Raw genomic sequence first — 12878 nt, 5'->3', positions numbered from 1 at the left:
CCGCCTGCGGAAAGACGTTAGATCACCTTCAAAAGGACTGGCCATCGGGACCGGTCACTTTGCGGTGGTGCGCAAGCGTTTTCATGAAGGGGTCGCGCATGAGGAATGCGTCTATCGGGTATCGCGCCCGGACAGGTTTTGCAGGTTTGGCGCTTGGCCTGCTGATGTCTACGACCTTGTCGGCAGCCGATCTTACCCTTCGCGGGGTCGACCCTGAAAGTGATCTTTACGCGACCTTGCTGGGTGGATCGCTGCTGGCTGAGCAGACCGCAGACGATGCCGATCCATCGACACAGGAACTGGTCGCCGCGGCACAGGCGGATTACGGAAGGCTGCTGGCGCTACTGTATGATGCTGGCTATTTCGGGCCGGTGATCACCATTTCGCTGGATGGCAGGGATGCAGCGGCCATACCGCCCGTACAGCCGCCCCGAAGCATTGACCGTGCGATCATCACGGTTGAAACCGGACCGAGGTTCCGCTTTGGTCGCGTGGGCATCGGGCCAACCGCCCCCGACACCGAATTGCCGGAAGGTTTTGCCACCGGACAGACCGCACGCTTGGGGGTACTCAAGGATACCGTCGCGGTCGGCATCGACGGGTGGCGCGCTGCTGGCTACGCGAAGGCGCGTCTGGCCGGACAGGACCTGACCGCGCGTCATGACGATCAACTTATCAACGCGGATATCCGTTTGGCACCCGGCAAACGCCTGCGCTTTGGCCCGTTGACGGTAAAGGGCGACAGCAAGGTTCGAACGGAACGGATACTTGCGATCGCAGGGCTTCCCACGGGGGAGGTGTTTTCGCCCGATGAATTGAGGCTTGCACAGGCGCGGCTGCGCCGGACCGGCGCGTTCAATGCCGTCGCCTTGATCGAAGCGCAGCAAGTCGGCCCCGGCGATACGCTGCCAATCACCGCGCAGGTGGCCGATGCGCCCCAGCGCCGCTTCGGTTTCGGGGCAGAGCTTTCATCGTTGGAGGGGCTGACGCTCAGCACGTTCTGGATGCACCGCAATCTGCTGGGTGGCGCCGAACGCTTGCGGCTGGAGGCCGAAGCAGGCGGGATCGGCGGCAATTCGGGGGGCGAGGATTACCGCCTTTCCGCGCGGTTTGAACGCCCTGCGACCTTCAATGAGGACACCAATTTCTACGCGCTGGCCAAGCTGGAGCAGCTTGACGAGGTTAATTTCTTTTCCCGCCAGTTCGACATCGAAGCAGGGATCGAACGGATCGCAAACGAGAACCGGACCTACCGCCTGGGCCTTGGCCTGCGCACGGCCGAGACGGAAGACGCCTTTGGCATCAACCGCTACACGCTGCTGACCCTGCCACTGGAGGCGGAGTTTGATTACCGGGATGTCGCGCTGGATACGACGGACGGATACTACCTCAAGGTCAGCGCTACGCCGTTCGTGGCCGTGGACGGCGCTGACAACGGGATGCGCAGCTTTGTCGATGCCCGCGCCTATCGGACTTTCGGGACGGAGCGGCCTGTGACCCTTGCCCTGCGCGGCCAACTGGGTTCGGTGATCGGCCCTGCGCTGAATGAAGCCCCGGCGGACTATCTGTTCTATTCGGGTGGGGGAGGGACCGTGCGCGGGCAGCCGTATCAGGCGCTGGGCGTTGATCTGGGCGGCGGGAATGTCGCCGGTGGGCGCAGCTTTGTCGGACTACAGGCAGAGGCGCGCCTGGCCGTGAACGACACCATCGGCGTCGTGGGCTTTGCCGATCTGGGGTATATCGGGTCGGAGGAGATTTTTGACGGCTCGGGGGAGTGGCATTCAGGTGCCGGGCTCGGGCTGCGTTATGATACCGGGATCGGGCCGATCCGGTTGGACGTGGCCGTGCCGACATCCGGGCCGGATACGGGCGAGAATTTTCAGGTCTATATCGGCATCGGGCAGGCGTTTTGATGCGCCGCCTTCTTCATATCACCATCGTCCTGTTCCTTTGGGCTTTCACCCTGACTGCATCGGTGGCGCAAGACGCGGATGACGACAAGGGATTTCTGACCCGGACGCTTCAGAACGTGCTCAGCGGGGCAGGGCGCACCGTCAGCATCGATGGATTTGAAGGCGCGCTCAGTTCGCGTGCCTCCTTCGACAGGATGACGATTGCGGATGATGAAGGGGTCTGGCTGACCCTTGAAGACGTGCTGCTGGACTGGAATCGCAGTGCGCTGCTGCGGGGCCGGTTAGAGGTGCAGAGCCTGACAGCCGCACGGCTCGATATCCCGCGGTTGCCGCAAGGCAATACAGACACGGAATTGCCCGAGGCGGAGGCGACACCCTTCAGCTTGCCGGACCTTCCTGTCTCCGTCGATATCGCTGATTTTGCGGTGGAAACGATCAATCTGGGCGCCCCCGTTCTGGGCGAGGATACGCAACTGCGCGTGACGGCCAATGCAGGGCTGGATGATGCAGGCGCGCGCATTGATCTGCAAGCGGAACGCACCGATGCCAAGCGCGGGGTTTTCACCGTCAAGACTGACTTGAAGCGCGAGGAAAATGTCCTTGACCTTTTAATACGGCTTTCGGAAGGGGAGGAAGGGATCGTGGCGCGGCTTTTGTCGATCCCGGATCAGCCGACGCTTGATCTGATGATTGAAGGGGCAGGCCCGCTGGATGATCTGGTGACTGATCTTGCGCTTTCCACCGCTGGGCAGGAACGTCTGGCGGGCCAGGTTACGCTGGGTGTTCAGCCCTCGCGCCGCAATGCCGCGCAACCCGATCGCCGTGTCCAGGCCAACATCGGCGGGGATGTAACGGCATTGCTCGCCCCGCGGTTTCAGGAGTTCTTCGGAGAAGATGTGCGGCTTCGTATCGATGCACTGCTGGAAAGCAGCGGCGCGGTGGAAGTCAGCACCTTTGATTTGAATGCACGGGCGGCTCAGATCGCAGGCAATCTGACCTTGAACGCGGACGGCTGGCCCAGCCTGATCGACATCACGGGCCGCGTCGCGAATCCAGATGGGACACCCGTTCTCCTGCCTTTGGGCGGAGAGGCAAAGACGGTTGAGGGAATGGACCTGCGTGTGGCCTATGACGCGGAGAATGGCGACGCACTGGATGCGAATTTCGATATCACTGCGCTGTCGATGCCCGGCGTTGCAATCGCCTCAACCCGATTGGGTTTGGATGGCACCTTGAGCAGCAGCACCGGCGCGCAAGGCGCGTTCGAAGGGGAAATACGATTTGATGCGCAGGGCCTCGCGCTGACGGATGCCGCCGTGTCAGAGGCGCTGGGCGACAGCATCGCCGGGCGCGCGCGCATCGGTTATGTGGAAGGCAGGCCGGTCAGGATCAGCGGACTTGATCTTTCCGGGGCGGATTATGCCCTGACAGGGAATGCGGTGATCGACGGTGTGGAGGCAAGCCTGCGCACGGAGCTGGACGCGCGGCTTGAAGCCAGCGACCTGAGCCGTTTCTCCGCGTTGGCGGGACGGGAGCTTGATGGCAGCACGGCGCTGGAACTGCAGGGTACCGTCACGCCACTTGACGGGGCATTCGATCTGGTGGCCAACGGCAATACCGATGACCTAAAACTTGGCATCGCTCAGGCGGATGCCGTCCTGGCCGGGCGAACCACCGTTTCAATGCAGGCATTGCGGGATGAAACCGGGACATTCCTGCGGGATCTCGTCTTGCAGAACGAGGCATTGAACCTGACGGGCCGCGCGGCGCTGCGCACCGACAACAGCGACGTGGAGGCGGATTTCAGGCTGGAGGACATCGGGCTGGTGGCGCCGCAGTACCAAGGGCCGGTCACGGTCCGCGCCACAGCCACCCAGGATGCCGAAGGCTGGCGCGTGGATGCGCGCACGGAAGGGCCTTACGCGGCCGCCATCCAGATCGACGGATTGGCATCGGGCCCCAATGCCCTTCTGAATTTCAGTGCCGATATCCCGGAGGTCAAACCCTTCGCGGATCAGATTGAGGGTCCGGTGAACGCAAGCGGGATCTTGCGGCAAACGCCGGACGGCTGGCGGATCGATACCAGTGCCGCAGGCCCCTATGACATTGAGGCCCGTGTCGAGGGGCTTGTGACCCCGCTCGACATCACTTTTGATCTGTCCGCACCGGACGTGAATCCGCTGGTTCCGCAGGTCAAAGGCCCGCTGGAGGCCAAAGGCCGCCTGCGCCAGACCCAGAACGGGCTGGAGATCGAAACACAGGCAACAGGACCATACCGGGTCGAGGCCAGTGTCGCGGGACAGATCACGCCGAAGATCGCGGTGTCCTACGATCTGAGCCTGCCTGATGTGCAGCCACTGGTCCCGCAATTCAGCGGCGCGTTGAGCGCGCAAGGGACACTGCGTCAAGAAGATGCCGGGTTTTTTGTCGATACCACGGCCCGGGGGCCCTATGGTTTGCAGGCCGCTGTCGAGGGGTTGGCCACCGGCCCCGACATGCGCCTGACGTTCGACGCCAGCCTGCCGGACGTCGGCCCACTTGCCCCCGGCATCAACGGACCGCTGGCCGCGACAGGAGTTGTGCGCCAGACCGAAGATGGCATAGCGCTGGACACGAATGCCACGGGACCCTATCGATCCACCGCATCGGTCCAAGGGGTCGTGACGGGGCCGCAGGCGGCTGTGGCGTATGATGTTTTCCTGCCCAATCTCGGCGCGCTGGTGCCGCAGATCAATGGGCCACTTACGGTCAAGGGGGACGCCCGCAAGCAAGGCGATGCGTGGCGCATCGACACCGATGCTGACGGACCATCAGGCACACAGGCGCAAATCGCAGGCACGGTGAACCCCGGCGGGACGCTCGACCTTGATATCAGCGGCACCGCGCCCCTGGGCCTGAGCCGCCCGTTCATCGCACCGCGCAGCCTGCAAGGACAGGCGCGTTTCGATTTGAGCGTCGATGGCCCGCCCGCGCTGTCTTCGGTCACCGGCACGATCCAGACCGACAATGCGTCGCTTAGCGCGCCCAATCTGCGGGTGGCATTGGAGGGGATCGCGGCCAACATCCAGCTGGCCCGCAATCGCGCCGATCTTGAGATCAGCGGGAGTGCTGTGAACGGCGGGCGCCTGCGGGTAGGGGGCAGCGTGACCCTGACCGGGTCTTTGCCTGCCGACATCCAGATCGGGTTGGAAAACCTCGCGTTGGTTGACCCCCGGCTTTTCGCCACCACCGTAAGCGGTGCGCTGCGTCTGGCCGGACCACTGACCGGGGGCGCCCGGATCAGCGGCGCCGTAGATGTGGGAGAGACCGACATCAGCGTGCCTTCGACCGGACTCACCTCCATCGGAGACATTCCGGCCATCGACCATATCGGCGCCACGCGTCCCGTCATGGCGACGCGGCGCAAGGCAGGTGTGGACGCGGCAAGTCAGGCCGAAGCAGATGCCGCACGCACTGGCCCGGGATTTGGACTGGACCTGCAAGTAAACGCGCCCAACCGGATCTTTGTGCGCGGGCGCGGGCTGGATGCGGAATTGGGCGGCGGGCTTCGCCTGACAGGAACCACCAATCGCATCATTTCTGCTGGGCGTTTCTCGCTTTTGCGCGGACGGCTGGATATTCTTGGCAAACGGTTTGACCTGCGCGAGGGGTCGATCCAGTTCCAAGGCGATCTGGTGCCTTTCATCCGGTTCGTTTCCGCGACCGACACGCAGACGGGCGAAGTCCGCGTGATTGTCGAGGGACCTGCGGACGCGCCCGAGGTCAGTTTTGAATCCACACCCGAAGCCCCGCAGGATGAAGTGCTGGCACAGCTTCTGTTCGGGCGGAACATATCAGAGATTTCTGCCTTTCAGGCCCTTCAGCTTGCCAATGCGGTGGCCACTTTGGCCGGGCGCGGCGGGACGGGCGTGATCTCGAACCTGCGGGAAGGGTTTGGGTTGGATGATCTGGACGTGACAACGACGGACGATGGCGCGACGGCAGTGCGCGCGGGCAAGTATATCTCAGAAAACGTTTATTCGGACGTGACGGCTGCGTCGGATGGGTCTGCGGATGTCTCCCTGAACATCGACATCACGCCCAATCTGAAGGGTAAGGCCACGCTGGGCTCCGATGGGGATACCGGGATCGGGATCTTCTTCGAAAAGGACTATTAACTCTCCGCGCCGGCGCTGAAATGGCCGAACCGGCCCCGATCGAACAACAGCCCCGCGCCGGAGCCCTTGCGCTCTGCCGCGTGCATGACCTGCCCAAGGATAATCGAGTGATCTCCGCCGGGATGCACGGCGTATCGGTCGCAATGAAAGACGGCCAGACAGCCCGCAATTGTAGGCGCGCCGCCGGGTCCCGGGGTCCAGTCAAGGGTGTCGAACCCTTCACCCTGACGCGCGAAATGCTGCGCCAGCCCCTGTTGATCCATTCCCAGCACGTGGATGGCGAAATGGTTGGCTCTTGCGAAGGCGTCGTGCCGTTTGGACCGGATCGCCGCAGACCAAAGCACCAAAGGCGGATCGAGAGAGACGGACGTGAACGAATTCGCCGTCATGCCCAAGGGGCCGATGTCGCAGTCGGTCGTGATGACGATCACGCCTGTCCCGAACCGCCCGAAAGCGGAGCGGAGCGCCTCGGTATTGGCTGCCGGGGCGAAAGGGATCATGTCATCATGCACATTCATCCGGCAAGCGGTGCCATGAGGACGCAGAATTGTCCAGAGAAGGGGTAGGATTGAAGGCGTTGAAAGGGCATGGGCGCACATGCCTTCATCAGATATGCGTTCGCATGTATGGCTCCTGCGTGAAAATGATGAAACACAGGGGCGTGTTGATATCCCGCCCCATCCTCTTCGACTGTGACGGCGTTCTGGTGGACAGCGAACATATCTACCAGGCCGTCGAACGGGCCTGCTTGGAAGAAATCGGATTGGTGTACAACCGGACCGACTATGGCAATCGCTTCACGGGGTTGCCGGAGGACGCATTCGTTGCGACGCTCAAACAGGACTTCGAGGCACGCGGGCTGGGCCGGTTTCCAGCAGCCCTTCCAGAACGGATGAATGCACGGTCACGCGAAAGACTGCAGCAGGAACTGACGCCGATCGCGGATGTGGCCGGTTTCCTTGGCATGATGACCGGCAAACGGGCGGTTGCGTCCTCCAGCGGTGTGCAAACGCTACGCTGGAAGCTGACGCACACTGATCTGGCGGGGTTCTTTGGGCCGCATGTCTACTCGGGCGAATTGGTCGCGCGGGGCAAACCCGCCCCTGACCTGTTTCTCCTTGCCGCCGACAAGCTGGGCGAAGTCCCCGCCGCCTGCATCGTGATCGAAGACAGCCTGAACGGCGTGCGCGCAGGCGTCGCGGCAGGGATGGAGGTCTGGGGATTTACGGGTGGAAGCCATGCCGATGTCACCCTGTCCCACCGACTGCGGGAGGCGGGTGCCTCACACGTGTTTGCTTCCTATGCGGAGATGGGGGTGTTCGCGCAAACCGACGTTCGCTAGCCACCCCCAACCCCGTCGCGTTATCCCCGGTTCATCCGGTTTTCGATCAGATCATCCACCACCGATGGGTCGGCGAGTGTGGACGTATCCCCAAGCGTGCCATAGTCATTCTCCGCGATCTTGCGCAGGATGCGACGCATGATCTTGCCGGAGCGCGTCTTGGGCAAACCGGGGGCCCACTGGATGAGGTCCGGTTTGGCAATCGGGCCAATCTCTGAGCGGACCCATGTCTCAAGCTCCTTGCGCAGCGCATCCGTCGGTTCCTGACCGCCCATCAGCGTCACATAACAGTAGATACCCTGACCTTTGATGTCGTGCGGATAGCCGACGACGGCGGCTTCAGCGACAGTCTCATGCGCGACCAGGGCGCTTTCCACCTCCGCCGTGCCCATGCGGTGACCAGAGACGTTGATCACGTCATCCACGCGGCCCGTGATCCAGTAATCGCCATCCGCATCACGTTTGCAGCCGTCACCGGTAAAGTAATATCCCGGATAGTCAGAGAAATAGGTCTTTTCGAACCGTTCATGATCGCCCCAGACGGTGCGCATCTGCCCCGGCCAGCTGTCTGCGATGACCAGCACGCCCTCCACCGGATTTTCCTCCAGCACCTCGGCCGATGTCGGTTCGAGGACCAGAGGCTTGATCCCGAAGAAGGGCTTCATCGCCGCGCCCGGTTTCATGGCGTGTGCGCCGGGCAGGGGGGTCATCAGGTGACCGCCCGTTTCGGTCTGCCACCAGGTATCCACGATGGGACAGCGCCCGCCACCGACGACCGTGTTGTACCAGTTCCACGCTTCGGGATTGATCGGCTCCCCCACGGTGCCCAGCAGGCGCAGGCTGCTCAGATCAGCTTTCTCGACCCACTCGTTTCCCTGACCCATCAATGCCCGCAACGCCGTGGGCGCGGTGTAGAACTGGTTCACTTGATGCTTTTCGCAGACCTGCCAGAACCGGCTTGCATCAGGATAGGTGGGAACGCCTTCGAACATCAGCGTCGTCGCCCCGTTCGCGAGCGGGCCATAGACGATATAGCTGTGTCCCGTGACCCAGCCGACGTCTGCGGTGCACCAGAAGATATCGCCGTCATGATAGTCAAAGGTGATTTCGTGGGTCATCGCGGCATAGACCAGATAACCGCCTGTGGTATGCACCACGCCCTTGGGCTGCCCGGTGGAGCCGGAGGTGTAGAGGATGAACAGCGGGTCTTCGGCATTCATCGGTTCGGCCGGGCAATCATCGTCGATCCCCTCCAACTGCTCATGCAGCCAGAAATCCAGATCGCCCCGCCATGCGACCTGTTGGCCGGTACGCTTGACGACAAGGCATTTCACCTCGTCGAAGTCATTCAGAAGCGCCTTGTTCACATTGTCCTTGAGGTTCGTGACACGCCCCCCGCGCGGCGCACCATCCGACGTAATCACCAGCTTGGCGTCACACCCGTTCACCCGCGCACCCAAGGCATCCGGAGAGAAGCCGGCAAAGACGATGGAGTGAATCGCCCCGATCCGCGCACAGGCGAGCATGGCATAGGCCGCTTCGGGGATCATTGGCATGTAGATGATGACCCGGTCGCCTTTGCCGATGCCCAGTTTCTTGAGCACATTGGCCATCCGGCAGACGTGGCCGTGCAATTCACGGTAGGTGATGTGCAGGGCTTCATCGTCGGGGCTGTCCGGCTCCCAGATGATCGCCGTTTGATCGGGCCGGGTCTCCATGTGGCGGTCCACGCAATTGGCCGCCACGTTCAGTTCACCGTCCGCATACCAGTTGATTTGGACGTTCCCCAATGTGAAATCGACGTCTTTCACCTGCGTAAACGGCTTGATCCAGTCGACCCGCTTGCCCTGCTCGGCCCAGAACGCGTCCGGGTCTGCGATGGAGGCCGCGTACATCTTCTCATAGCGTTCGGCGTTCACATGTGCCTTGGCGGCAAGATCGGCACTGGGCGGATAGGTTTTGGCGGTGTCGGACATGGTTGAGGTCTCCTCCGGTAGTGGGGCTGCGTCTTGGATCGCACAGTGTTCCCGTCATTTGGGCAAATCCTATGGGCTTCGGCCCTTGAAAGAAACACGCAGGCTTGGTCCGCAGCGACCTTCTGTAAAGTTTTTTCAAGTTGGGTGGAAAACTTGTAAATTCGAGTCCGGGGAACACGGCGCTCGGCAACATTGGCTGCGCTCTTAGGGAGTAGCGGCACGCCTGCGCTGAAACCATGGCGGCGTAGATGCGACAGGGGTCCGGTAATGTGTTAAGCTGATCGCCGGAGGATATCATGGCCGCAGTGGCAAGCGTTCTTCTCGGCACGACAAAGGGTGCTTTCGTCCTTCGCCCCGATGGCACGGACTGGTCGGTGTCTGGCCCGCATTGTGATGGCTGGTGCATCAATCACGTGATTGGCGACCCAGATCACGATATGATCTGGGCGGGCGGTGGCAGCGATTGGTCCGGGGCCGGTGTCTGGCGATCCGAGGATGGCGAAAACTGGGAGCTGTCCAAGCTGTCAAAGGGCCAGATCGATGAGTGGGCGGCCTCCGATCCGGACACAGCGGCGTTCTTCGATTGGAAACCGACCGAGGTTCCCTTTGAAAACCTGATGGCGGTCTGGTCGCTGCACAGTGCCCATGGTGTCCTTTACGCCGGGACCAACCCGGCCTCGCTTTTGTCCAGTTCGGACGGGGGCCTGACATGGCAGAGGAATGCTGCCTTAGATGCGCACCCATCCCGCGAAGGCTGGAACCCCGGTGGTGCCGGTCTGGTGCTTCACACGTTGATCAGTGATCCACAGCATGCCGACAAGATATGGCTCGGCATTTCCGCAGCTGGCGTCTTTGCGACCGAAGACGGTGGCGCAAGCTGGGAACGCCGCAATCGTTTGTCCAACGACACGGTCTGTACCGCACATCCGCACCCGGCGGCACCGCGTGACGGTGATACGGGATACTGCGTGCACAACATGCAGCGTGGACCCGGTGATCTGATGTATCAGCAGAACCACCACGGCACCTACCGCAGCACGGACGGCGGGCGCACGTGGCGCGATATCACCGCTGGGTTGCCGTCGACATTCGGCTTTCCGATCGCAATACACCCTGACGATCCCGATATGATCTGGGTGGTCCCCCTGAACGGTGATTCCGTCGGCCGCTATCCGCCTGATGCCTCGGCGGCGGTCTGGAAATCCGCTGACGGGGGCGAAACGTGGCACGCCAAACGCGATGGACTGCCGCAGGGGTCATGTTTCTTCACCGTATTGCGGCAGTCCATGGCTACCGACCCAAAGGCGGGCATCTACTTCGGCACCAACACCGGGTCCGTCTTTGCCAGTTTCGATGAAGGTGAAAGCTGGTCTGAAATCGCGCGGCACTTGCCGACGATCCTGTCGGTGGAGACGCTGACCCAGTAACAGTGCAAAAGAGTGGCAAATCACCGACTGGCGATACCGGCCTTCAAATCCATCTCCGTCTGCAAGTTGCGCTGATCCGCTGGCTCCGTTTGCTGCTTGTCGTCCCCGCCGGTCAGGGCGCGGGGGTTCCGACGATCTCATGCAATACAGCCCGTCGTGCCAGACTTTCTGTGGACCAGATATCCTTGATAACGAAATACTCTTCAAAGGCAGGAACGTCGGATGGCAGGATGACCCATGGCTGTTTTGTCGACGTGAAAATGTGAACGTCGGGCGCAAACGGATCCGGGTTGTCAAGCGTGCCTACGCGGATAAACCGAACGACTTCACCCAAGCCTCCGCGCATGGCCAGATAATTGGTCCAAAGGGTGACGTGGCATTTGGGGCAGCGTGCAAACATTTGCCCGACACCGCTGAGGGAGGGGGTGAGGATTTCTGCCACCTCGCCCTTGGTGACCTGTACCCGGTCCGCCTCGATCAGCGCATTGACCGCAAATGACGCGCCGCTCTCCCGTTGGCACCAGCGACAATGGCACCCGTGCACGATCATTGGCTCGGTGGTCATTTCATAACGAACGTGCCCACAGGCACAGCCCCCTTCAAAAGGTCCGGTGTGTTTATTCATGCTTCAGCTTTCTTCTTCAGGGGATTGCCCCAATCACGGCGGCAAGGACTTTTTTGTAATAAAACGGACCGTAGCAGCATACCTTGAAAAAACGAAATCAGATGCCAAACGATGGCCTGTCGGCTTTGAAAGCAACCTCAGTCAGTGTCCGCCGACCGCCGGAGTACCGCACGTGGCTGACGTCCCTTGCCCTTTGTTATCCCACCCTTCAGGATCCCCTGAGCGATGCCAACGCCGGAGTGCCTGATGACCGATCTGCCCCGAACCATGTCCGCTTACGTCCTGCACCAACACGGTGGCATGGAAGCGCAACAGTTCCACACCGACTGGCCGGTGCCACAGCCCGGACCGGATGATGTGTTGATCAAGGTCGGCGCCTGCGGGTGCAACAACACCGATATCAACACACGGACCGGGTGGTATTCGAAATCCGTGACAGGTGCTACGAAGGGCGACGCCGCTCAGACTGCTGAGGGGCAGGACGATCCGGCGTGGGGCGGCAGCCCGATCCAGTTCCCGCGTATTCAGGGGGCCGATGCCGTGGGCATCGTTGTGGCGACCGGGCCCAATGCTCCGTCGGAATTGATCGGCAAACGGGTGATGCTGGACTGCTGGCAGCGCGACTGGTCCGACCCGCTCAACCGCGACAAGACCGGGTATTTCGGGTCAGAGCGGGATGGCGGTTTTGCGCAGTACACGACAGCCGATTACCGCAATACCCACGCGGTCGACAGCACCATGACCGATGCGGAACTTGCGACATTCAGTTGTTCGTATTCCACCGCCGAAGGCATGCTGTCGCGGGCGCTGGTGGGGCAGGGCGAACACGTGCTGATCACGGGCGCATCAGGCGGCGTCGGATCCGCCCTCGTGCAGTTGGCAAAGCGGCGCGGGGCGGTGGTGATTGCATTGTCGTCGCCGGGTAAACACGCGGCGCTCAGCGCACTTGGCGCGGATATCACGCTGGAGCGGTCCCCGCCCGATCTGCCCGATGCCCTGAGGCAAGCCACGGGCCGCGCGACCGTCGATGTGGTTTGTGACGTGGTCGGCGGCGACGACTGGCCGCAGATCATCGACGTGATGGCGCGGGGCGGGCGTTATGCCTGCTCGGGTGCGATTGCGGGGCCGATGGTCGAACTGGATTTGCGCACGCTTTATCTGCGCGATCTGACGTTTCATGGCTCCACTGTCGTGCCGCGCCACATCTTTACCGACCTCCTGGGCTACATCGAGCGGGCGGAGATCAAACCACTGGTCGCCGCCACCTATCCGCTGGCCGAATTGCCCGCCGCGCAGACCGCTTTCATGGACAAAGCGCATATCGGAAACATCGTGGTGTTGCCCGCTGCGGACTGACCGGGGCGGCAGGCGGATTTGTGCGGAAATCCGCACACTCCCTTACCTTGCTGACAGACCCCAAGATCAAGTTTGCTGTGCA

8 protein-coding genes are annotated in these 12878 nt (G+C 62.0%); 5 read left to right on the top strand and 3 right to left on the bottom strand.

The annotated features are described in order from the left end of the window. Nucleotides 1-98: 98 nt before the first annotated feature. Nucleotides 99-1913: an autotransporter assembly complex protein TamA gene (locus AB4X18_RS02830; protein ID WP_370402184.1), complete on the top strand. Its 1815-nt coding sequence runs from the start codon at nt 99-101 to the stop codon at nt 1911-1913. Further along, nucleotides 1913-6070 carry a translocation/assembly module TamB domain-containing protein gene (locus AB4X18_RS02825; RefSeq protein ID WP_432817065.1) on the top strand — a complete coding sequence of 1386 codons (4158 nt, stop codon included), beginning with the start codon at nt 1913-1915 and terminating at the stop codon, nt 6068-6070. The genes AB4X18_RS02830 and AB4X18_RS02825 overlap by 1 nt, the downstream gene beginning before the upstream one ends. On the opposite strand, the gene AB4X18_RS02820 is transcribed toward AB4X18_RS02825, so the two are convergent. Then, the gene (locus AB4X18_RS02820; protein ID WP_370402182.1) at nt 6067-6570 is read right to left on the bottom strand and encodes a flavin reductase family protein; all 504 of its coding nucleotides are present in this window, start codon (nt 6568-6570) and stop codon (nt 6067-6069) included. The genes AB4X18_RS02825 and AB4X18_RS02820 overlap by 4 nt on opposite strands. 143 nt (nt 6571-6713) lie before the next feature. Here AB4X18_RS02820 and AB4X18_RS02815 point away from each other — a divergent pair, with 143 nt between their 5' ends. Next, nucleotides 6714-7412: an HAD family hydrolase gene (locus AB4X18_RS02815; RefSeq protein ID WP_432817403.1), complete on the top strand. Its 699-nt coding sequence runs from the start codon at nt 6714-6716 to the stop codon at nt 7410-7412. Nucleotides 7413-7432: 20 nt separating this feature from the next. Here AB4X18_RS02815 and acs read toward each other — a convergent pair whose 3' ends face one another. Further along, on the bottom strand, nt 7433-9388 hold the full coding sequence (gene acs, locus AB4X18_RS02810) for an acetate--CoA ligase (RefSeq protein ID WP_432817064.1): 1956 nt from the start codon (nt 9386-9388) through the stop codon (nt 7433-7435). A gap of 296 nt (nt 9389-9684) precedes the next feature. On the opposite strand from acs, the gene AB4X18_RS02805 reads away from it, so the two are divergent. Further along, complete coding sequence (locus AB4X18_RS02805) at nt 9685-10815, top strand: WD40/YVTN/BNR-like repeat-containing protein (protein ID WP_370402180.1); 1131 nt, start codon at nt 9685-9687, stop codon at nt 10813-10815. 112 nt (nt 10816-10927) lie between these two features. Here the strand turns inward: AB4X18_RS02805 and AB4X18_RS02800 are convergent, their stop codons facing one another. Next, nucleotides 10928-11380, bottom strand: a complete 453-nt coding sequence (locus AB4X18_RS02800) for a GFA family protein (protein ID WP_370402179.1) — start codon at nt 11378-11380, stop codon at nt 10928-10930. A 306-nt stretch (nt 11381-11686) separates the two neighbouring features. Here AB4X18_RS02800 and AB4X18_RS02795 point away from each other — a divergent pair, with 306 nt between their 5' ends. Then, nucleotides 11687-12796 carry an alcohol dehydrogenase family protein gene (locus AB4X18_RS02795; RefSeq protein ID WP_370402178.1) on the top strand — a complete coding sequence of 370 codons (1110 nt, stop codon included), beginning with the start codon at nt 11687-11689 and terminating at the stop codon, nt 12794-12796. Nucleotides 12797-12878: the final 82 nt, after the last annotated feature.

The sequence above is a fragment of the Sulfitobacter rhodophyticola genome (genome assembly GCF_041281685.2).
Classification (GTDB): domain Bacteria; phylum Pseudomonadota; class Alphaproteobacteria; order Rhodobacterales; family Rhodobacteraceae; genus Sulfitobacter.
The sequence above is the reverse complement of the archived record's forward strand: the minus strand, read 5'-3'. Positions and strand labels throughout refer to the sequence as shown.